Source organism: Allotamlana fucoidanivorans (assembly GCF_006265225.1).
GTDB classification, from domain to species: Bacteria; Bacteroidota; Bacteroidia; order Flavobacteriales; family Flavobacteriaceae; genus Allotamlana; species Allotamlana fucoidanivorans.
In genome coordinates this window covers 259,798-281,567 of the sequence record NZ_VDCS01000001.1, presented here as the reverse complement: position 1 = coordinate 281,567, position 21,770 = coordinate 259,798, and the positions used below count along the sequence as shown (strand labels likewise).

Genomic DNA, 21,770 nt, shown 5'->3' with positions numbered 1-21,770 from the left:
ATGAACGTCACAAAAAACATAGTCATTCTGGGTAAGCACAACAAACCTATTCTCATTGATATATATTATAATGAAACCCAACACCCTAAACCCCTCATTATATTTTGCCATGGATACAAAGGATTTAAAGATTGGGGTGCTTGGGACTTAATGGCTGAAGCCTTTGCTAAAGCTGGATTTTTCTTTACCAAATTCAATTTTTCACACAATGGCGGAACCGTTGAGCAACCCATAGATTTTCCCGATTTGGAAGCCTTTGGAAATAACAACTACTCCAAAGAACTGGATGATTTAACAACTGTTATTGATTGGATTTACAATACATCCGATTTCCAATCAGAAATAAACAGAACAAACATAACGCTAATAGGCCATAGTAGGGGAGGCGGAATAGTTACCATTAAAGCAGAAGAAGACACGAGAATTACCAACGTTGTGAGCTTAGCAGGGGTATGTGATTATGCTAAACGCACAGCAACACTAGGCGATTTAGAGCAATGGAAAAAAGATGGTGTAAAATATGTGATAAATGGCAGAACCAAACAGCACATGCCACATTTCTATCAGTTTTATGAAGATTTTAAAGCCAATGAGAAACGGTTAACCATAAAACGAGCCGTAGAACATTTAAAAATCCCTTATTTGATTATTCATGGAGACGCAGATACCAGTGTATTGATAGACGAAGCTTATCAGCTTCACAAATGGAATGCTAACAGCAAATTAAAAATCATTAAAAACGCAGACCATGTGTTCAATACAAAGCACCCATGGCAAAAAAACACATTGTCCACTGAATTAAAAACAGCGGCTGACTCTATTATTACATTTATTAAGCATGACTAATTAATAATCGGTTCAATAAAAAACGTATATTTCATCGGCTCGGGAAATATTAAATAGTCTTGATATGGTAATAGTCCCCAACTGGTATCACCTCCAACACCCATTTGTTTATAATCAATATTTAGGTTTACATGATTTCTAGGTACAATATCAATGGTATGTCTGTTTTTTCCTGTTATCTCAAAATCTTCATTATTAAAGTGATTAATATTGAAATTTAAGAGCTGATGACTTGAAAACCGCAAGCCACTATTTTTATCATTTGTAACTTCTAACCATCTTGTGTCTGTTCGATAACCATTTTCTTGCGGACGAATATATGGCACATAACATTCTTCAACCGACGCCTTATAAATACCTAAAAAAGCAGCGGTTTTGCGATCAGGGTAATTTTCATGTGGTCCTCTTCCAAAGTAACGCACATCTTTCATGCGATTAATCAATTTAAGATTCATTCCTATACGAGGCATTAACCCCGTACCTCCTGTTCTTTCAAACACATATTGCACTTTTATTTTTCCTTTGTCATCAATGGTGTAATTAACAAAAAAGTTAGCAATATCAGGATTGGATTTTTGGGTAGTCACCATAACACGATTATCCGGTAATTTTTTCCAAGATACCCTTTCTGCTTTTAAATTCGATTCTATATCCTTCCACTTAAATGATTTCTCAGGCATTTTAGCTCCCAAATCGTTATCTACTGGTGCTCTCCAAGTATTTAAAACTAATGGAGCCGTCAACCAATTGTTACCTTTAACCTCATATGCAATTAAATTTCCCGATAATTTATCGAATTTGATAATAATGTTATTAGTACTTATCACATCTATTTGACTATTAGATTCTTTAACCTTAATAGCATCAAAAGTGTTTAAATGGGTAGTAAACGCTTTCGGATTTTGTATAATAAATTGATCTTTTGCTACTTCATGCCCTTTATTCAACAAGCCTTGAGCGTCTTTTAGCTTCCAATGAAAATTAACTATATACTCCTGATTTGCTTCAAAATTTGTGATATTATTTTTTAGACTAATACTTTGCTTTGACAACGGCGCTCCTTCTAGATGTAAATTTCCACTAGATACCGAAAAACCATTCTTTAAAAGTTCCCATTCTAGATTGAATTTAGCCAAATCAGTAAAGAAGTTTTCATTAAAAATTTCGAACGTTAAATCTTCAGAATCCAACACCGTCATATGAATATTTTGATACTGTTTTTTTACTTCCCAAAGTGCCGGCTGTACTGTTCTATCAGGAAAGATTAACCCATTCAAACAAAAAGCTCCGGCATGAGGCTTGCCTTCGGGCTCAAAATCGCCACCATATCCCCAATATTCTTCACCTGAACTACTTTTCAAAGTAAGACCTTGATCAACCCAATCCCAAATAAAACCGCCCTGAACTCTTGGTTCTGTTCTTACGAAATCCCATAATTCCTTTAGATTCCCCGTACTATTTCCCATAGAATGCGCGTATTCCACCCAAATAAAGGGTCTATTAGGGTTTGCTGGCAGATGTTCTTTCTTAATATCTGCAATTGGAGCATACATATAACCTATAATATCGGTATGACGCACATGATCAAAATCTGGATCTACTTCGGCTCTATCATAAGATACTAAACGCGTACTATCCATTTTTTTTAACCAATTATAGCTATCCACAAAAGGCTGTCCTGTTCCTGTCTCGTTTCCCATAGACCATATTACTACAGACGGATTGTTTTTATCTCTGTAAAACAAACGCTGAATTCTATCGGTTATGGACTTATAATAACTAGGATCTCTTGCGACTTCGTTTACAATCCAACCGTAGCCATGGGCCTCAATATTGGCCTCATCTATTACATAGAGTCCGTACTTATTACATAGTTTATACCAATAGGGATCATTAGGATAATGTGATGTTCTAACAGCATTAATATTGAATTTTTTCATCAATTCAATATCTTTTAGCATCATCTCTTTGGTCATGACATGCCCAAGATTAGGATCATGTTCATGCCTGTTAACGCCTTTAAATAAAACTGGCTGTCCATTTATTAATAGTTGTCCATTTTTTAGCATCACAGTTCTAAATCCTATTTGATGCGACGTACACTCTAAAAGGTTATCATCACTATCTTTTACAGCTATTAGGAGGGTATATAAATTAGGCGTTTCTGCAGACCATTCTTTTACATTATCTATAAAGGTTTTAAAATTTAGTTCAGACACCTCTCCCTTTTTAACAGAGCGCTTTTGTGTTGACTCATAAACAATTGTATCACCGTCATAGAGTTTAACAACAACTTTTACTGATTTTTTAGGGCTAACATTCTTTATATCTACAGATAAATCCATTAGTCCATTTTCAAGTGATTCATCCAAAGTACTTTTTGCAAAAAAATCTTGTAGCATTAATTTTGGTCGAGCATGTAAAAACACATCTCTTTCAATTCCTGCCAAACGCCAAAAGTCAATATCTTCAATATAGCTAGCGTCTGTAAATTTGTATGCTTCAACAGCCAACTCATTTTTACCCTCCTTTAGGTATGACGTAATATTGAATTCTGCTGGTAATTTACTGCCCTGACTATAGCCCACTTTCTTTCCATTTACCCATAGGTAAAAAGCACATTTTACTGCCCCAAAATGAATATAAATCTCTTTATTAGCCCATGAGGCATCAATATCAAACTCTCTTTTATATTGACCAACTGGATTATAATCATGAGGAACTAAAGGCTTATTTTTTGAAAAAGGATAAGTAATGTTAGCATAAAAAGGATATCCAAACCCATGCATTTCCCAATTTGAAGGCACTGGTATTCTATACTTTAAAGCCTTGCTATTTAATTTATAAAAAGTTTTGTCACGTTTATCTGAATTCTCGCTCCAATTAAACTGCCAAATACCATTGAGAGATTTGTAATGTGAAGAATTAAGCTCATCTTTTAAGGCATTATCCTCTGAGTCATACGAAACAAAATAGGCATGAGGTGCTTCTTTATTAATTGCAATAACTTCAGGGTTTTCCCAGTCAAATACTTGAGAAAATGACATTAAACTAGTAAATAATAAAAGAAAGGATACTCTGGTTTTCATTTGACAGCATGTTAATCAATAGTTCATTCAAAGATAACTTTTCTTACCAAAAACCATCTTGTTAAAAACCAACAATTTGGAGAGCTATTTAACCTCACTTTTTTAATTAGTCCTTTAAAAATTAACAAATTCAAAAGGAAGCATTTTAGATGCCCTAGTTCGACTACTGAAAATAACCTAAAAATCACATAAAGACATCATAAATAATTTGGACTTGTAACAAAACATTGGACTCTAAAATGGTTCTTAAGTGAAGTGTTGTGAATTGCTTTCAGTTCTTTAAATTTATGGAGAATTCACAGGAAACTCTCCCAATAATCACCTAAGCATTGGTTGTGAATTGCTTTCAGTTCTTTAAATTTATGGAGAATTCACAGGTAAAATGTACATGCTAGGCGGAAATTTAAGGTTGTGAATTGCTTTCAGTTCTTTAAATTTATGGAGAATTCACAGGGCATCATCAGTTGCAATTAATCCATAATCAGTTGTGAATTGCTTTCAGTTCTTTAAATTTATGGAGAATTCACAGGTTACAAGATCATGGTTTCAAAGCAATTACAGTTGTGAATTGCTTTCAGTTCTTTAAATTTATGGAGAATTCACAGGCTACAGATAACATAGCTGTTACAGATTACAGTTGTGAATTGCTTTCAGTTCTTTAAATTTATGGAGAATTCACAGGATAGAGCAGGAAACACAAATGATATAAATAGTTGTGAATTGCTTTCAGTTCTTTAAATTTATGGAGAATTCACAGGTGGTGAAACACATTATCCATTCCATATCCTGTTGTGAATTGCTTTCAGTTCTTTAAATTTATGGAGAATTCACAGGGTTTTAATTTTAGACACCAAAGACACAGGTGTTGTGAATTGCTTTCAGTTCTTTAAATTTATGGAGAATTCACAGGTGGATTCTTTTTTTCTTGAAGCGTTTCCCAGTTGTGAATTGCTTTCAGTTCTTTAAATTTATGGAGAATTCACAGGATACTTGCTCTAATGGGTTGGTATCCTGTTTTTTATGGTGATGTTTAGACGGTTGCTTTATCATGGAAAGGATTAAAAACCAACAACGTTTGTATCGGTTTTTCAATTTCTAAAACAATTCTAATTGCTGTGAAGGCGGTTCTAAATGGGCTTCTTTCTGACCATGAAAGAGTTCCATCATACCAAATTGTTTATCGGTTATTTGCATGATGCAGACTTTTCCTTTTTTTGGCAACGCCTTTTTAGTACGTTTAATATGTACCGATGCATTTTCCCGACTTGCACAAAATCGGGTATAGATACTAAACTGGAACATCCCAAAACCATCATTTAATAAATTTTTTCGAAACCGTGTAGCAGCCTTACGTTCTGTAATAGTTTCGGTAGGCAGATCAAAAAACACGAGTACCCACATACATCTATATTGGTTTAATCGGGTTAAGTAGGATTCCATAGTCTGTATTCATGTTATCTGATAAAGGTTTCTAATGATGATTTGAATTCTGGGTACAACAATTTGCGCCTACTCCCTTCAAAACATTCAAACAGACTGGCCGTGGTTCGGCTCATGGCATTCATTAAGGGGCTTTGTTTACCATCAATAATAACATCTATAGCTGGAATCATTAATAAATCGGCTTTTATACTTTGGTTAAGGTCTTCAATTTGGCAACCGCTTTCTACAATGTCAAAAACAAGAGCATCTACAAAAGGTCTATAAGGTTCCATCACATCATCAGCCAAACAAAAGGCATTGTATTTATTGCTATGAAAAATACCAAACGAGGGTAAAAGGCCACTACTTACTAAGGCTCTTGCGGTTACCGCACGTAAAATAGCATACCCATAGTTGAGCAAATTGTTGGGAGCAACACCTTTTTGATTACGGCTAAAACCATTAATGTTAAAGAGGTTTTGAAAATAAAAGGCTGCTGCTAGAGCTTCTTGATTATCCAAATCACCACTTTTTACTTCTTTGGCATAACGCTTTAGTCGTAAGGCATTTTTACCACGAATCAAAAAATGATTAGCTTGATTTTCTATTTTGGCCATAACGGTTTGTTGCCATAAATTCTTTTTTAAAGGTATGCTGGCATTAAGTTGATAACGCATGCGTTCGGTTTGTTCGGTGTGGCCAACCAAGGGTTGTAACATAGAACAGGGTAAATGTTGTTGATTACAAGTAATAACAGCGGTTTTATTTTCTACCAATTTACGTAGCAACCCGTTGGTAATGGTAATTTGAGGATCTTCCAACACGATATAACCTAAATCTTCAATGGGAATGGTTTTTTCGGCCTTACCTTCTTCTGGAAAGTTCACAACTAATTGCTCATTTCGAGTACTTAAATAGGCGGGATTGCCAAAGAATAGGGTGCGTTTTATCATGGTGTTAATATTCTCCTATTTGGACTATTTGACCAATGTGATTTATTCTGACTTTTATAATTCTGTCAAGTTTTTCAGGCGTTTGAATAAAATGATATTTTTTTCCAGATAACATTTTAAGTTTTTTTAAATCATCACCATTTGTTGCCTGAGTTTCTAAATGATGTGTAAACATATAATTTTTAGTAGCAATCTTTTGAACTCTAAAGAGGTGTTGACTTATTAGATTAAAATTATTTTTATCTAATAGGTTTATTTCTTTGGGGTCAAAATCTTTCGAAGGGAACACAAACATTTCATTTTGTTTCATTGTAAATTGAAAGGTCCAACCAAAATGTTCATTTAAAGTTTTATTAATAACAGGTAGATCTTCATTAACTCGAGCAACTGCTTCATAAAACGAAACTACTTTTTCGTGTAGCTTGCCATTCGCATCTTTATATATAGCAACGTGATGATTATTTCCAGTGCTTACAAAATCTGTAGCTTGTCGGTTTCCCAAATCATCTAAAAGTTCTTTTCCTAAGTGGTCTTTTTTATGGTGTAGGGGTTCTGCATTGCTAACCCCTATTATTGTTACTCGTTTTATAGATATTCCCTTTGCTTTATTTAACCAGATTGGATTTTTTTCTAAATCTGAAAAAGCGTCTTTTGGTTTGCCATTATATTTTGAAAGCCTATCTAATAAAATTTGGCGTACTTTTAAATCGACCACTTTATTTATGGTTTTTACATCTTTAAAATTTTCTGGATTTATATCCTTTCTAATAGTAAAAATTTCCTCAAAACATAATACCTCCTTTAAAGGGTTTTCATTAAAAAGTATAAGATTTTGTTTTAAGGTATTAGTATCAAAAGCGACATCAGGGTTATTATTAAAGTTTTTTAAATGCTGTAATACTAGCTCTCGTTGCCTTTTGTCAATAATAAGACGTGCATCTTTAATGGTAAATTTTTTATTGAGTTTTGTGGCTTTGCTCAATGTTTGTTTGCTTTTACCGTAAACCGTTTCTTTATGTAGTTGCCCTCTAGGTGTTAACTGTATTTTTGTTTGGTATTTATTCTTTCCTTTTAGTTTGCTTTTGTTTATATTTTTAGTAACTACTTTATTTTTGGCCTTGTGTGAAACCAAAACAGACTCTATGTGCTTTTTGGCTTCTCCCCTAAAATTATTCATCGGCTTGATAAACTTTCGTTTACCTTCTTCGTTTTTGTAAGTGATTTTATTTCTTATACCGTAAAGTTCACTTTGTTCATTTCGTGATGCACTTAAATTGTTTAAATATTGAATATGATTATGTGATGTAAAAGCGACTGTTAAGGCGTCCATTGCATGATGTCGATGGTCATTTCTTTTAGTCCAGTCTTTAATAACTTCTACTTGTTTTAATTTTTCTGTTGATTTATCTAGGCGTTCTTCAAAAGCGGTTAAACCTAAAGCTTTATATTTAGGAAAGTTAAGTTCTTTCATCACATTGATTAAATCCCAGTCTTCACGAAGTTTATCAGTTATATTTCCAGAAGTTGGAATAACCTCAGGAAACACTTCTAGAAGCAGCTGTCTCGCTTTTTTAGCAATATATTGGCTATTGCGTAAATCACGCTCAATAAAGCCATCAGGTAGTTTAGAAAGAGGCATTAATAATTTATTGCGTTTAGCTTTTGATATGCTGCCCTTACCTTTGTTGTATAAACTTTCTACACGTTCTATATAGTTTTCTAAGTCTGACTGATATTCATCTGAAATAAAATCATAGGCAGTTCTATCTGCTTTTTTAAGATTGATATGGCGATAAGCCAAAGTTTTGTTGGAAAAAGAATCGTCAAACAATAAAGCTTTTGGTATAATGTGTTCAACATCAATTTCTTTTGAAAAGAGTTTTTCTTTTGGGATATAGGTGTTGGTGAATAACGATTTATACCCTCTTTGTTCTAACTCAAGCCACAACCGATATCTAATGACATCGTTTTTAGTTGGGTTTGGAATACCAAATTCCTTGGTAATGGACTTTTTAATATCTTCATTTCTTCTTGTTGCTGCAGCAATATTAACGGTCATTTCTCTTCTTTCATCAGCATTTTTCTTTAATTCACGAGCTAATTCTATACGCACTTCATTGGGTTTACCATACGAGTCTATCACCTGATTAATTACATTAATCATTTGATTTAGGATTTTTTCAACAACTGGATTTCGTAAACTATTCTTTTTTACTAATTCCAATTTATCGGCATATACTTTTTTAGCGCGCTCTTCTACGGTTTCAGAATTTGAATGATTGTAGCTTGCCATTTTACAGGCCTCAGAATAAATGTGTCCAGCTTTTAAATAGGGGATAATCTTTCTTATGGCTTTTGATGATAAGTTTCCGTAATCATCTTGTAGTTTTATATTGCACAAGAGGTTTGCGTATTTTGGTGCAAATCCGTATTTGGTGTGTAATTTCTTTTTTAAAGCCACATTACTGTTGCCATATAGGTTTTTATCGTCTTCTGTTATTTTTGAGTCATCTTCTGCCGAATACAGCAGGTGCCAAAGTTGATAGCTACTTTGTTTATCAAAGGCAGCGCCTTCCAACTCCGCATTAAAATCTAAAATAGAAGCATCAATACCCGTTTGAGGAAATATAGCTTTTAGTTCTTCTTTTATTTCAATAGCTGTCTTCTTATTCCAGTCGTGTCCGAAACCTTCATAGTCAGCAATTTTTTGATAGATATCAAAAAGCGCTTTGTTGGTACGATTGCCTTCTATTTTTTCAAAGTTACATTTCCATTCTTTAGGTTTTTTACCTAAAAACTTAAGAACTTCGTTGGCTTTTAAATCCCCTCTAACATTTAATTCTTCAAATAGAAGCAGTTTAATTTCTTCATCTAAAACATAATCGTTTTCAATATCTTGATTAAATAAATCATTAGTTTTTCCGTCAATTCTTTTGAATTGCAAATTATTAATATTTTGCCAAATTTTAAATTCTTGAAATAAAGGAGATGATTTAGAAATAACCCGATTACCAACAGTTCTTTTCTTTTGTTTTCCTGATTCTTTTTCGGTATAAGTTTGTTCCCAGCTTTCAAACTGACAAAAGCTCAATAACCCTTTTTGTGATTTTAATTTACGCTGATAAAAAATGATAACATCTCTAATTTCTGTTTTCAATTTTTCAGTTAATTCTGAATGAAATTTAGCTTGTGTTTCCCAAATACGTTCAAACTCATCTAAATAGTCTTGACGGTAAAAAACTTGATTTGTTAAAGATTGATGAGGGTTATTAAGAAGTTGATTATATAGATTTTCTCCAACAGTTTCATTGTTAAAAAACAGTTCTTTACTTCTGTCAGAAATAGCTCCTAAGTAACCGCTAGATTGGTTAAGATTGTTGTTAATTTCTTGTAATACAATGGCAAAATGTTCAAGAGATATTTGTTGATGCAAGGCATCAGAACGTAATTGGTAGCGTTTCAGTTTTTGTTCGGTAGCATTTCCTTCTAGTTTAATGCCTTCAATGCTAAAAGGTGTTTGACAGATTGCCCAAGTTGCTCCTTTGTTTTTGCCTTGTAATTCTTTATATAAAGCATCGGTTAAAATAGTGGGGTAATATTTTTTTTGATGTTCCCATACGTTATCAAATTCATTTTGTAAATCTGAACGATAGAAATCGGGAATATATTTTCTGTTGTCTTTTAACAATTGTAAAACATATTGCCCTGGTGTTTGATTGTTTTCGTATAGCGTTTTTGCAACAGCCATACCATCTATAGCCTGACCTTCTTCCTCATTATTTGCTTTACGACTACTTTTGTATCCTCTTTTTTTATTAATCATTAAAAAGACTCTTGCCAGATCTTCTATGCTTATTTCTGTTTTAGTTGCTAAAGCACGTAATTGTAAGGTTTGGTGCGTAGTGTTTTTCCCAATTTCCGTTAGGGGTGTTTCATGATTAATGAAGCCGTTTTTTATTAGGATTTCAATTAGGTTTTTACGACGTAATTTATAGCGTTGTAAATTTCTACGAGTACTTCTTTTTAATGTGCGGTCGGCATTGGTTGAAAGTGGACGCCCCTTTTCAAAGTTAGTTTTTTCATCTACAGTTAAGGGGTTAACACGAACGCCTAGTTTTATAATTTCTGATGTCTCATTGTTGTTTTCAGCTTCGTTTACTAACGCCCAACCTATCGAGGTAGTTCCTAAATCTAATCCTAATATTTTTTTCATATTTAAAATTTGAAGACAATTCTTTTAAACATAAGGAAAATATTTTAAGATTTAACTGACAAAAATCATTATAATTAGGGTTGAGTTACCTATATTTGTATTACTGAAAGCAATTCACAATAAGGATTATTCCGTTGTGAAAACATTTAAGCCGCCTCGACTTCCAATTCGGGGCTTTTTTATTTACTAATGTAGAGGCTCTTAATTATGCGGCGTGCAAATTGCATGTAAATAAAAAAGCTCCAAAAGAAAACATCTTTTGAAGCCTTACTGTTACTGTGGAGAAGATCGGGCTCGAACCGACGACCTCTTGACTGCCAGTCAAGCGCTCTAGCCAACTGAGCTACATCCCCGCTTACTGTTTTATAGTGTTTACAAGATTTTATACCACTACCCTATTAGGCCATCTTGCATTCACTTTCAAAAGTATGCAAATGTATACATTTTAATGTAAAAAACTACCATCAAAACACAGCCGCATTTAATTTTATTACAAAAAATGTATTGTAATACTTAACTTTTCAACCAATAGATAAACATAGCTAATTGTTTACCAAACATGTTAGTACCTCTTTAAACAAAATGAGCTAAAACTATGATTTTATCAATTTTATTAAGCGCCATTCTAGTTGGATTAGGAATGATTCATTTCAATTGGGCTATTGGAGGAACATTTGGCTTTGCAGAATCAATCCCAACCAAAGAAAATGGGCAGCGCGTTCTGAATCCGAAAAAAATAGACAGTGTAATGGTGGCGATGGGGTTAACGCTCTTTGGAATGTTTTATTTGCTCAAATCTATACTCTTAGTACTTAATCTACCTCAATGGCTTTTGAAATATGGGAGTTGGGTTATTCCAAAACTATTTTTACTACGTGCATCTGGTGACTTTAAATAGGTTGGATTTTTTCAAAAGTGTAAAACACACAACATTTGAAAAATGGGATACCAAACTGTTTTCACCTTTATGTTTGGTAATAGAAATATGTGGCATACTTATTCAGTTAATATGGTAAAAACAAGAACCTAATCTTGCTTTTTAAAAAAAACAGCATATTCCTTATCTATTCCACTTATGTCGTTACTAGGATAATCTTTATACAAGAAGAAGATTGAATCATTATTAATTTCAATTATTGGGTATGTTATAAAATCATTAGTATCGTACCCCCTGTAGTAAGTAAGTAATTCGTCTTCTATTAACCAACCATTAACACCACTGGGAAAGCACCATGGAAAATAACTAGCAGATTCTGATTCTACAAGTTTAACCAAAGATTTATTTGGATTCTCATATGGACAATCCCAACTAAAACCAATCAATTCTTTTGAATAAAATTGTATAGTATCGGTTCTGTCTCCAGTTGGCCAGTAAGTTCCAGAATCATAACTAATTTCAATTGACCCGCTAAGCATTTCACTATAGCGATATCCAAAATACCACTTACCCATTAATATTCTTTCAGAACTTGAAGATTGAGAATACAAATCCTTCCCACCAAATGGATCCGGACTTGGATGTTGATCTTTGCTATTAGATGAACACGTATAAGCAAGCATAATGATAATCAACATTATTTTACGCATAATTAACTGATATTTAATTTTTTATAAAATTACCAAATTCAATTTAAACCCCTTTATATTATTGATAATGTAAAGAAAAATCAAGAAACTACAGCCAAAATTGTAAATGCCACGACAGCTTAATTTACTATCACAAATTCAACTTGTTTTGCTAAATTTAGCACCATAGTAGTATAAAACACTCATGTCATTCTATATCAAAACCGATTAGCAAACAAAATAATGAACCAAGATGTTAATACATACTTAAACAGCCTTAAAAAATGGCAAACAGAATTAACCAAACTTCGTGAAATTGTGCTTGAATGTGCATTAAACGAAACATTCAAATGGATGCATCCATGCTACACCGATAATGGAAAAAACATTGTACTAATTCACGAATTTAAAAACTATTGTGCCTTGCTGTTTCATAAAGGTGCTTTACTAAAAGACCCTGAAAAACTGTTAGTGCAACAAACGGAAAATATGCAGTCTGCAAGACAAATTCGATTTACCAGTCTATCTGAAATAGAAGAACTCAAATCAACAATAAAAGCATACATTAAAGAAGCTATTGAAATTGAAACATTTGGAAAGCACGTTGAGAAGAAAAAGACAAGCGCCTTTAATAGACCAAAAGAGCTAGAACAAAAGTTTAAGGAAAATCCTGCTTTTGAAAAAGCATTTGATAACCTCACTGCTGGACGACAACGGGGGTATCTTTTACATTTTGACAAACCGAAACAATCAAAAACCAAAATGTCCAGAATTGAAAAAAATATGGAACGCATTATGGATGGCTATGGATTGAATGATTGTGTTTGCGGACTTTCAGAACGAAAGCCAAACTGTGATGGTTCACACAAACAATTAGAAAAAAAGGAATAGCAAAAAAGTTGTAACCAACAACTATACAACACATTAAAAGAATGAATGCAACAGATTGGATAGGTTTTGTAGGAGTATTTCAAATCTTAATAGCATATACGCTTAATGTATCAGGCAGACTAAACAACAATAGCTTAACTTTTATTCTGCTGAACCTATTTGGTGCTGTTTTAGCTTGTCTTGCGTCAGTACTCATGAAATATATGCCATTTATACTACTTGAGGGTGTGTGGTCAATGGTGTCGCTCATCGCATTGATTAAAAGAAACCATTAAATAGCTGGGGGTTATCACCATCATATTGTTGTTGACAAAAAAGACCCTGATAAAACCATTGAAGTGTTGATAAAACTATCTAAAAATCAGAAATAAACACCATGACTTTATACAACCAAATAAGATTACTCTTATCTTTAGAATGTAAAGTATTGTACATGATTTGTAAATGCCCCTACTTAATTTAATGTTTTAATTGTAGGTCTTATTTATAACGCAACGGTTTAATAATCCAAAATCTAAATATGATAAGTTTCTTCATCATAATTTACCTATTAATTACCTTGGGTATTGGGTTTTGGGCTTCTAAACGTATAAAAACCTCTAATGATTTTACACTTGCTGGAAAGAATTTATCAACGTCATTTGTTGCCATAACATTATTTGCTACTTGGTTTGGAAGTAGCCAAATCATGGGTAATCCCGGTTATTTTATTAAGGATGGTTTTTCATCTTATGTTACGCTGATTTTGTCTGGTAGCATTTGCCTATTTATTGTGGGTTGGTTCTATGCCCGTAAATTATATCGAATGAATCTGGTAACAATCAACGACTTTTTTAGGATTCGATACAACAAAAAACTAGAATTAACATCTTCCATCTTAATGATATTAGCTTATCCGCATTGGATTGCTGCACAATTTGTGGCATTAGCTTATCTATTTAATGCCGTTATTGGAATCCCCATTGAATATGGCATATTTCTAGGCGCACTTATTGTTGTATTTTACACCTATATAGGTGGCATGTGGGCTGTGGCCTATACAGATATGGTACAAAGCATCATGATTCTTCTCGGTTTGAATATAGTTCTTATAGAAGTGCTAAGTAAAACAGGAGGTATACTACCTATCTTTGAAAATAAACCTACCGAATTTTTTTATCTAGTTCCAACAGGAGGCATTGATGAGTGGTCTGATTATATTGCGCTTTTATTGGCTTTCATTATTGGTGCAATACCCGTACAAGAAATTTACCAACGTGTGTTCTCAGCAAAAAGTGAACGCTCAGCTCGTAATGGGCTTTTTCTTGGTGCTATACTTTTAGTTATCATAACCAGTATTCCTCTTATTATTGGTTTGGGAGGGGTTTACCTGTATCCTGAGTTATTAAAAGATGGTAATAATCAAGATATTATTCCCTCTTTAGTGAATACAATGACTAGTATACCAATACAAATTCTCTTTTACGGGGCTTTAATATCGGCTATTCTAAGTACCTCTAGCGGTGCTATGCTAGCGCCTGCAACGGTTATTGGTGAAAACCTTATTAAACCTTATGCAAACAAAATTTCGGATAAGAGATTACTTCTTTACACAAGATTAAGTGTCATTTTAGTCGCTCTAGCCTCTTGTTACTTTGCATATGATGATACTGATATTATACGTTTAGTTGAAGCGTCTTTAAGTCTAATTTTAGTGTGTCTTTTTGCACCATTTACTTTTGGACTTTTTTGGAAAAAGGCAAATACTCATGGTGCCTGGGCGGCTATCATAATTGGAGGTTTAACGTGGTTATTTTGTTATATTTTCAATTCAAGAATTGATCCGACAATTTATGGCACTATAATGAGTTGCACCAGTATGCTTCTGGGAAGCATGCTTAGTTTTAAGAAAGCTAAGTTAAAAAACGATGCTCTTTTAAACATTAAATAAGGAAACATTACACTAAACCCTAAAAACAAAGAACCCTGTTCTTCTAAAAATTAATGACAAACATCAATTATGTTTTTTTACTATTAGCATTAATTGCCGAAATAATTGGCACCATTGGTGGTTTTGGGTCTTCCGTATTTTTTGTGCCCATAGGCAATTTTTATTTTGATTTTTATAGTGTTTTAGGCTTAACCGCCATATTTCATTTGTCAAGCAACCTCAGTAAAATAGTATTATTTAAAAAGGGTTTAAACAAAAAGTTATTGATATACATTGGTATACCATCTGTTATTTTTGTTATTATTGGAGGTTTGGCATCAAAATTATTAAACACGTATTTTTTAGAAATATTTTTAGGATTGTTTCTGGTAAGCCTAAGTTTACTTTTTTTAATTAAAAGTAAAATTACCTTTTCAGCAAACAAGAAAAATGCCTTTATTGGCGGATCATTATCCGGGTTTTCGGCAGGCTTACTCGGCACAGGAGGCGCTATTAGAGGCTTAACTATGGCTGCTTTTAATTTAGAAAAAAGCGTGTTTATAGCCACCTCAGCTTGTATTGATTTTATGATTGACTTTTCTAGAACCTTTGTGTACTACAACAATGGTTATATTCATAAACACGACCTAAAATATATCCCCTTCTTACTAGGTATTGGGTGGTTAGGTTCCTTTCTAGGAAAGAAAATATTAGTCTATATTCCGCAAAATAAATTCAGAAGACTATCGCTGTACTTTATATTATTTATCGGTTTGGTTACTTTAATTCAGCTAGGTGTTCGTAAAATAACTTAAGCTATAAATACTCAATCTTTTAAAAATAAATACTTAGTCTTTCATACCGCTTAATACTAAAACAGGGATATTACTGTTAAAATCCTTTTTTAGAATGGTATTTTTTTCCCATTTCTTTTCAAAAAACCCTCTTTTACGCCTCACTACACAAAGCATATCTGGCTTATGTGTTTCATAGTGATATAAAAGCCCTTGAAAAACGGTGGCCTGTTCAGTAGTGGTAATTGTATTTACCACAGATTTCAAATCTTCTGTAACATCAAAATCTTCATCCTTAAAATCTGGGGTTTTCACTAGTAACAAATCAATAGAAGGATTGAATTTAGCCTTAAATTCTTTTAACGGATCTAAAGCCGTATTTTTTCTTATAATGGCAGATTTCACGGCCATTAACATATTAGTCGGTTCAGAAAACGTATACCCTTCAGGAACAATCAAGGCAGGAACCTCCATTTGTTTAATAATTTTTCCAGAGGTTTTTCCTAAATAGACTTCATCTTTTATAGAATTAGTTCTAGGCTCTACCAAAACTAAATCTACACTGGCAGCTTTACAAGCCAGCTCAAGCGTGTCTATAAACTTTCCTTTGAGTGTTTTCACAATGACCTCTACGTCTTTAGTGTCAATTTGTGCTACCAAATTGTTTAAGAAATCTATGCTTTCACGCTCAATAACTTGATCTACCTTCATTAACGTACCAGCTTTAGTGTAAACATTATACACTTGAACTACAAAAAGTTTGGCATTAAAGGCCTCGGCAAAATCTACAGCATATTGCAAGTGACTTTTCGCATTTTTTGAGGATCCTACGGGAACTAAAATATTCTTCATATGGGTAAAGCTTAAACCTAAATTTACAATAAATTTGAAACAAAAGTAAAGTATTAAATAATAAGACTAGATACCTTTTTAAAAAATCGAAGAAATCAAAAGTTTTACGAACTTCGCTGCCAGAAAAAGCTTGATGATTTTTACTTTTCAAAATAAAGTGAAACTCTCTTGAGTTAAGATTTAGTATTGTGAGCATAGATATTAGCTTAAAACACATCAATAAACTTGCTATCCCTGCATTAATTTCGGGCGTATCAGAACCTATATTATCTTTAACAGATGCCGCTATTGTTGGGAATATACCAATAAATGCCACCGAATCTTTGGCAGCAATAGGTATTGTTACCACCTTTATATCTATGCTTATTTGGGTTCTTGGGCAAACAAGAAGTGCCATATCCTCTATAGTATCTCAATATCTTGGAGCCAATCAACTCACAAACATTAAAAATCTACCTGCTCAGGCCATACTGATTATTACCTCTCTAAGCATACTCATCATTATAACGACCTACCCTTTTGCTGAACACATATTTAAACTATATAACGCCTCAGATTTAATTCTAGACTACAGTGTACTATACTATAAAATTAGAGTATTAGGCTTTCCTTTTACCTTGTTTACCATTGCCATTTTTGGCGTGTTTAGAGGGTTACAAAACACCTTTTACCCCATGATTATTGCTACCATTGGTGCCGTTTTAAACATTATTTTAGATGTTGTTCTGGTATACGGTGTTAAGGGTTTTATAGAACCTATGCACATCAAAGGTGCGGCCTATGCCAGTGTAATGGCGCAAATAGTAATGGCTGGACTCGCAGCATTTTATCTCTTAAAAAAAACAAGCATTCCCCTAAAGCCCAGCTTACCTTTTAATCCTGAAATACATCGGTTTATTTTAATGATTTTAAATCTTTTTATTAGAACCATAGCCTTAAATGTTACCTTATATTTTGCCAGCGCCTACGCCACTAGTTATGGCCCCAATTACATTGCCGCTTACACCATAGCAATAAATCTTTGGTTTTTAGGCGCGTTTATTGTTGATGGCTATGCTAGCGCAGGAAACATCCTTTCTGGTAAATTATTTGGCGCTCAGGCGTATTCCAGTTTAATATCATTAAGCAACAAACTTATAACATACGGTATTATTATTGGTATTACCCTTGGTATAACAGGTGCTATTTTATACATTCCTATTGGTAGAATTTTCACCAAAGAACCTGAGGTGTTAAATGCTTTTTATAATGTGTTTTGGATGGTTTTGGCCATGCAACCCTTCTGTACTTTAGCCTTTATTTTTGATGGTATTTTTAAAGGCCTCGGAAAAATGAAATACTTGCGTAATGTGCTACTTTTTTCAACCTTCTTAGTTTTTGTTCCTATGTTATTTTGGTTAGATAGCTACGGGTATAAATTATATGCCATTTTTATTGCGATGACCTTCTGGATTATAGCGCGGGGCATTCCACTAATTATAAAATTCAGGCGAGTATTTTTGCCCCTAGCCCAAAAGCATTAACTTTGCATCAGCCATGTACCACAAAGCCCTTAACACGTTGCTTATATAAAATATGAATCTATTTTTAACTATTTTTCAAGAGGTTAATATTGAAGAAAAAATTAAAAACGCTCCCGATAAAGCTTATGAAATTGGCGTGTTTATTGGTTCTATGCTACCTTTTGTGGTTCTTGTGACTTTGGCTTACTTGCTCTACCGCTATAATAAAAAAAGAAATTCACAATAAATCATTCATGCCATGGGAAATATACTCTTTCTTGTTCTTGCCATTTTTTTAATCATTGTATACTTTGTGAACAGATACAGAAGGCGTTAATTATCGGGTTTTTAACCACCCTGTAATACTTAAGCGCTCTTTTTTTACGGCTTTCACTTCGTGTTCAATCACTTGACTTTCAAAAACAACAATCCTTCCTGGAAACGGGTAAATAACTTTTTCTACTTCCTGGCCGTCATCATTGAGATAAAGCACCAATTCGCCACCATATTCAGGCAACCAACCGTCTTCATTTAAATAACATACAAAAGATAATTTGCGCCTATCATCATTTTGAAAGGTATCAATATGGCGTTTGTAAAAGGTGTGAGGCGGATACACCGCATAATGAAATTCTTTATGCAAAATACCCATAAAACAGGTACGGTTTAAATAAGACACCAAGCTATTTATCTTATTGAAAAACAAGGTTTCAGAAGTATTCACAGCGGTCTCATCAATCCATAAAATTAAATCGCCACGAATGGCTCTTATAATCGTTTCATTAACACGATTGCCAATAGCTGCTTTTTTAAAGGCATCCTCTTCCCGCCTTTCAATCAAAGAGTGTCTTAAGCATTCAACCTCTTCAGGGGTGAAGAAATTCTCAACAATGCTAAATTGCTGACTTCCAATATCCGAAATAATCTTTTCGTATAAAGGGTTTTCGGCAAAATCAATGGCCTCAAAAAGGTGTTTCATATGCACATCATCTACCTCTTATCTTTAATGAAATAAAAGTGCGCAAATGTAATCTAAAAACCAATTGGTAAAACAAAATGAATATCTTTGTACTTTAAATATTTTCCACATGGGAAACAACATACGTATCACCAAAAAATTTGCCTTTGAAACGGGTCATGCCCTGTATGGATATGACGGAAAATGTAAAAATGTTCACGGGCATAGTTACAAACTTTCTGTAACGGTAATTGGCAAACCTATTTCAGACAACACCAACGTAAAATACGGTATGGTTATAGATTTTGGTGATTTAAAAAAAATAGTTAAAGAAGAAATTGTGAGTGTTTTTGATCATGCCACGGTGTTCAATAAAAACACACCGCACATTGAATTAGCCAAAGAACTGGAGTCTCGAGGACATAATGTGTTACTAGTAGATTATCAGCCAACCAGTGAAATGATGGTACTCGATTTTGCAAAAAAAATCAGCCATCGCCTCCCCAGTCATATTAGCCTGCACTCGCTAAAATTGCAAGAAACAGATAGCTCTTTTGCGCAGTGGTTTGCTTACGATAATATTTAGGGCGTTACCACAAGGGTCGGGCTTTTGGTAGTCGCTTTTTTGTGTTGCATAGGTGCAACCACACAAAAAGAGCTTCAACAGTACCACAATCCCTAACGCAAAAAAGGAACAAAAATTCATACCCAGTAACCTCAACAGGAATCCTTATATTTACGCATGCAAATTCCCAAAGGAAAAAAAATATATTTCGCTTCAGATAATCACTTGGGCGCTCCCACAAATGAGGCTTCATTGCCCCGCGAAAAGAAATTTGTAGCCTGGTTAGACGCGATTAAAGAAGATGCTGCTGCTATTTTTCTATTAGGTGATTTATTTGACTTCTGGATAGATTTTAAAACCGTAGTTCCCAAAGGCTTTACCAGAACATTAGGTAAGCTGGCCGAAATTAGCGATTCTGGCATTCCTATTTATTATTTTGTGGGTAATCATGATTTATGGATGAATGGCTATTTTGAAGAAGAATTAAACATTCCTGTATTTCATCAACCTAAAGAATTCACCTTTAACAATAAAACCTTTTTTATTGGCCATGGTGATGGTTTAGGCCCTGGCGACAAAGGCTATAAACGCATGAAAAAGGTATTTACCAATCCGTTTTGCAAATGGCTATTTCGTTGGTTGCATCCAGATCTGGGCGTTCGGTTAGCCCAATACCTCTCCGTTAAAAACAAACTCATTTCTGGAGATGAAGATGCCAAGTTTCTTGGTGAAGACAATGAATGGCTTGTGCAATATTGCAAACGCAAGTTAGAAGACAAACATCGCGATTTTTTTGTATTTGGGCACAGACATCTTCCCTTAAATATTGATCTTCCCGAAAACTCAAAATACATTAATCTTGGCGACTGGATTCAATATTTCACCTACGGTGTTTTTGATGGTGACCAGTTTGAACTAAAAACATACAACCCTTTACCAAAGAATTAATCATTCAGATTAATCTGCATATCTTCTGTTAAATCCAGTTCTCGAAGCACTGGATTTTTAACTCCAATAGCAAAAACAGTAAGCAGTGTCATAAACCCGCCAAATACCACGCCAGCCACAGGCCCCATGATTTTAGCCGCCAAACCGCTTTCAAAAGCACCTAACTCATTTGAAGACCCTACAAACATGGAGTTTACAGAAGACACCCTCCCGCGCATCTCATCGGGGGTTTTTAGCTGTAATATGGTTTGACGAATAATCATAGAAATACCATCAGCAGCACCACTAATAAACAACATTAAAATACTTACCCAAAACAGAGACGACAAACCAAACCCAATAATACTCAAACCAAAAATAAAGACTGCTACTAGAAGTTTTTTACCCGTATTCTTGCTAATGGGAATATAGGTAGTAATAAACATGGTAATAATACTTCCTAATGAAATAGAGGCATTCAATATGCCAAAACCTTGACTCCCTACATTTAAAATATCTTGAGCAAACACTGATAAAATAGCTACCGTTCCTCCAAAAAGTACCGCAATCATATCTAAAGTTAAAGCCCCTAAAATGGCTTTATTTTGAAACACAAATTGAACCCCTGCTTTTAAACTATCTTTTACAGGTTCTCCAATCTTTTTATTTAAAATAGGTTTCTTTTTTATCTGAAAGGTTAAAACAAACGACAAGGCTACCAATATAAAAACCAAACAAAGTGTGGTATCTACTCCCATCCAGCTAATAAAAAACCCGCCGCAAAGCGCTCCTAGTACGGCAGCCGTTTTCCATGTACTGGTACTCCATGTAGCCGCATTTGGATATACCGCCTTAGGTACAATTAAAGCCACTAGAGAGAATATAGTGGGACCGAAAAAAGAACGTAAAAACCCACCAAAAAAAACCAAACCATAAATACCATATAAAACGGAATGTGTAGACCAGTTGCTCACTAATCTAGGCCAGGTTAACAAAAACAACCCCAAACTAATTAATGAAAACAATGCAATGCATAGTGCTAATAGATTCCGTTTTTCACGCTGATCAACAATATGTCCTGCAAACAACGCCATGGTAAAGGCTGGAATAATTTCCATAAGCCCTATAATACCCAATGACAATGGATCTTTAGTAAGACTATACACCTGCCATTCAATGACAATAAATTGCATGGACCACCCAAAAACCAATAACAGCCGCATTAAAAGAAAAATATTAAACTCCTTTATTCTGAGTGCCGCGTAAGGATCATTTTTTGCCAT

At 34.0% G+C, this 21,770-nt stretch carries 18 protein-coding genes, 1 tRNA gene and 1 CRISPR repeat array; of the genes, 10 read left to right on the top strand and 9 right to left on the bottom strand.

Features of this window, described 5'->3' with window-relative positions:
• Positions 1–846: an alpha/beta hydrolase family protein gene (locus tag FGF67_RS01225; RefSeq protein WP_139694632.1), complete on the top strand. Its 846-nt coding sequence runs from the start codon at positions 1–3 to the stop codon at positions 844–846.
• Here the strand turns inward: FGF67_RS01225 and FGF67_RS01220 are convergent.
• The 5 genes from FGF67_RS01220 to FGF67_RS01200 form a co-directional block, all read right to left on the bottom strand.
• Complete coding sequence (locus tag FGF67_RS01220; RefSeq protein WP_139694631.1) at positions 843–3,935, bottom strand: glycoside hydrolase family 2 TIM barrel-domain containing protein; 3,093 nt, start codon at positions 3,933–3,935, stop codon at positions 843–845. The genes FGF67_RS01225 and FGF67_RS01220 overlap by 4 nt on opposite strands.
• 257 nt (positions 3,936–4,192) lie before the next feature.
• A CRISPR array of direct repeats spans positions 4,193–4,921; the repeat unit is 46 nt; unit sequence GTTGTGAATTGCTTTCAGTTCTTTAAATTTATGGAGAATTCACAGG.
• A 109-nt stretch (positions 4,922–5,030) separates the two neighbouring features.
• A complete protein-coding gene (gene cas2 / locus FGF67_RS01215) occupies positions 5,031–5,375 on the bottom strand; it encodes a CRISPR-associated endonuclease Cas2 (protein WP_139694630.1) in 345 nt (114 codons plus the stop codon).
• A 14-nt stretch (positions 5,376–5,389) separates the two neighbouring features.
• Positions 5,390–6,310 carry a type II CRISPR-associated endonuclease Cas1 gene (cas1, locus tag FGF67_RS01210; protein ID WP_139694629.1) on the bottom strand — a complete coding sequence of 307 codons (921 nt, stop codon included), beginning with the start codon at positions 6,308–6,310 and terminating at the stop codon, positions 5,390–5,392.
• Positions 6,311–6,314: 4 nt separating this feature from the next.
• The gene (gene cas9 / locus FGF67_RS01205) at positions 6,315–10,523 is read right to left on the bottom strand and encodes a type II CRISPR RNA-guided endonuclease Cas9 (RefSeq protein ID WP_139694628.1); all 4,209 of its coding nucleotides are present in this window, start codon (positions 10,521–10,523) and stop codon (positions 6,315–6,317) included.
• 279 nt (positions 10,524–10,802) lie between these two features.
• Positions 10,803–10,876: transfer RNA gene (locus FGF67_RS01200), tRNA-Ala, on the bottom strand.
• 242 nt (positions 10,877–11,118) lie between these two features.
• Here FGF67_RS01200 and FGF67_RS01195 point away from each other — a divergent pair.
• Entirely contained in the window at positions 11,119–11,421 is a 303-nt protein-coding gene (locus FGF67_RS01195; protein WP_199240635.1) for a DUF3995 domain-containing protein, read from the top strand.
• Positions 11,422–11,549: 128 nt separating this feature from the next.
• On the opposite strand, the gene FGF67_RS01190 is transcribed toward FGF67_RS01195, so the two are convergent.
• Positions 11,550–12,083, bottom strand: a complete 534-nt coding sequence (locus FGF67_RS01190; protein ID WP_139694627.1) for a hypothetical protein — start codon at positions 12,081–12,083, stop codon at positions 11,550–11,552.
• Positions 12,084–12,332: 249 nt separating this feature from the next.
• On the opposite strand from FGF67_RS01190, the gene FGF67_RS01185 reads away from it, so the two are divergent.
• The 4 genes from FGF67_RS01185 (at position 12,333) to FGF67_RS01170 (ending at position 15,704) form a co-directional block, all read left to right on the top strand.
• Complete coding sequence (locus tag FGF67_RS01185; protein ID WP_139694626.1) at positions 12,333–12,980, top strand: DUF1801 domain-containing protein; 648 nt, start codon at positions 12,333–12,335, stop codon at positions 12,978–12,980.
• 41 nt (positions 12,981–13,021) lie between these two features.
• On the top strand, positions 13,022–13,255 hold the full coding sequence (locus FGF67_RS17675) for a CBU_0592 family membrane protein (protein WP_139694625.1): 234 nt from the start codon (positions 13,022–13,024) through the stop codon (positions 13,253–13,255).
• Between the two features lie 245 nt (positions 13,256–13,500).
• Entirely contained in the window at positions 13,501–14,910 is a 1,410-nt protein-coding gene (locus FGF67_RS01175; RefSeq protein ID WP_139694624.1) for a sodium:solute symporter family protein, read from the top strand.
• Positions 14,911–14,963: 53 nt separating this feature from the next.
• Entirely contained in the window at positions 14,964–15,704 is a 741-nt protein-coding gene (locus tag FGF67_RS01170; RefSeq protein ID WP_139694623.1) for a sulfite exporter TauE/SafE family protein, read from the top strand.
• Positions 15,705–15,737: 33 nt separating this feature from the next.
• On the opposite strand, the gene FGF67_RS01165 is transcribed toward FGF67_RS01170, so the two are convergent.
• A complete protein-coding gene (locus FGF67_RS01165) occupies positions 15,738–16,535 on the bottom strand; it encodes a universal stress protein (RefSeq protein WP_139694622.1) in 798 nt (265 codons plus the stop codon).
• Positions 16,536–16,723: 188 nt separating this feature from the next.
• Between FGF67_RS01165 and FGF67_RS01155 the strand changes: the two genes are divergently transcribed.
• The gene (locus FGF67_RS01155) at positions 16,724–18,058 is read left to right on the top strand and encodes an MATE family efflux transporter (RefSeq protein ID WP_139694621.1); all 1,335 of its coding nucleotides are present in this window, start codon (positions 16,724–16,726) and stop codon (positions 18,056–18,058) included.
• A 52-nt stretch (positions 18,059–18,110) separates the two neighbouring features.
• Positions 18,111–18,284 (top strand): hypothetical protein, encoded by a 174-nt coding sequence (locus FGF67_RS17415; protein ID WP_199240633.1) that lies wholly within the window; start codon positions 18,111–18,113, stop codon positions 18,282–18,284.
• A 90-nt stretch (positions 18,285–18,374) separates the two neighbouring features.
• On the opposite strand, the gene FGF67_RS01150 is transcribed toward FGF67_RS17415, so the two are convergent.
• Positions 18,375–19,016, bottom strand: a complete 642-nt coding sequence (locus FGF67_RS01150) for a 2OG-Fe(II) oxygenase (protein ID WP_139694620.1) — start codon at positions 19,014–19,016, stop codon at positions 18,375–18,377.
• A 109-nt stretch (positions 19,017–19,125) separates the two neighbouring features.
• Here FGF67_RS01150 and FGF67_RS01145 point away from each other — a divergent pair, with 109 nt between their 5' ends.
• Both FGF67_RS01145 and FGF67_RS01140 read left to right on the top strand, forming a co-directional pair.
• On the top strand, positions 19,126–19,581 hold the full coding sequence (locus FGF67_RS01145) for a 6-pyruvoyl trahydropterin synthase family protein (protein ID WP_139694619.1): 456 nt from the start codon (positions 19,126–19,128) through the stop codon (positions 19,579–19,581).
• Positions 19,582–19,737: 156 nt separating this feature from the next.
• Entirely contained in the window at positions 19,738–20,508 is a 771-nt protein-coding gene (locus tag FGF67_RS01140; protein ID WP_139694618.1) for a UDP-2,3-diacylglucosamine diphosphatase, read from the top strand.
• On the opposite strand, the gene FGF67_RS01135 is transcribed toward FGF67_RS01140, so the two are convergent.
• On the bottom strand, positions 20,505–21,770 hold the full coding sequence (locus tag FGF67_RS01135) for an MFS transporter (protein WP_139694617.1): 1,266 nt from the start codon (positions 21,768–21,770) through the stop codon (positions 20,505–20,507). The two genes, FGF67_RS01140 and FGF67_RS01135, sit on opposite strands and share 4 nt — an antisense overlap.

Coding starts and splice junctions, on each gene's coding strand:
- FGF67_RS01225 (WP_139694632.1), top strand. CDS start 1: ATGAACGTCACAAAAAACATAGTCATTCTGGGTAAGCACAACAAACCT.
- FGF67_RS01220 (WP_139694631.1), bottom strand. CDS start 3,935: ATGAAAACCAGAGTATCCTTTCTTTTATTATTTACTAGTTTAATGTCA.
- cas2 (WP_139694630.1), bottom strand. CDS start 5,375: ATGGAATCCTACTTAACCCGATTAAACCAATATAGATGTATGTGGGTA.
- cas1 (WP_139694629.1), bottom strand. CDS start 6,310: ATGATAAAACGCACCCTATTCTTTGGCAATCCCGCCTATTTAAGTACT.
- cas9 (WP_139694628.1), bottom strand. CDS start 10,523: ATGAAAAAAATATTAGGATTAGATTTAGGAACTACCTCGATAGGTTGG.
- FGF67_RS01195 (WP_199240635.1), top strand. CDS start 11,119: ATGATTTTATCAATTTTATTAAGCGCCATTCTAGTTGGATTAGGAATG.
- FGF67_RS01190 (WP_139694627.1), bottom strand. CDS start 12,083: ATGCTTGCTTATACGTGTTCATCTAATAGCAAAGATCAACATCCAAGT.
- FGF67_RS01185 (WP_139694626.1), top strand. CDS start 12,333: ATGAACCAAGATGTTAATACATACTTAAACAGCCTTAAAAAATGGCAA.
- FGF67_RS17675 (WP_139694625.1), top strand. CDS start 13,022: ATGAATGCAACAGATTGGATAGGTTTTGTAGGAGTATTTCAAATCTTA.
- FGF67_RS01175 (WP_139694624.1), top strand. CDS start 13,501: ATGATAAGTTTCTTCATCATAATTTACCTATTAATTACCTTGGGTATT.
- FGF67_RS01170 (WP_139694623.1), top strand. CDS start 14,964: ATGACAAACATCAATTATGTTTTTTTACTATTAGCATTAATTGCCGAA.
- FGF67_RS01165 (WP_139694622.1), bottom strand. CDS start 16,535: ATGAAGAATATTTTAGTTCCCGTAGGATCCTCAAAAAATGCGAAAAGT.
- FGF67_RS17415 (WP_199240633.1), top strand. CDS start 18,111: ATGAATCTATTTTTAACTATTTTTCAAGAGGTTAATATTGAAGAAAAA.
- FGF67_RS01150 (WP_139694620.1), bottom strand. CDS start 19,016: ATGAAACACCTTTTTGAGGCCATTGATTTTGCCGAAAACCCTTTATAC.
- FGF67_RS01145 (WP_139694619.1), top strand. CDS start 19,126: ATGGGAAACAACATACGTATCACCAAAAAATTTGCCTTTGAAACGGGT.
- FGF67_RS01140 (WP_139694618.1), top strand. CDS start 19,738: ATGCAAATTCCCAAAGGAAAAAAAATATATTTCGCTTCAGATAATCAC.
- FGF67_RS01135 (WP_139694617.1), bottom strand. CDS start 21,770: ATGGCAAAAAATGATCCTTACGCGGCACTCAGAATAAAGGAGTTTAAT.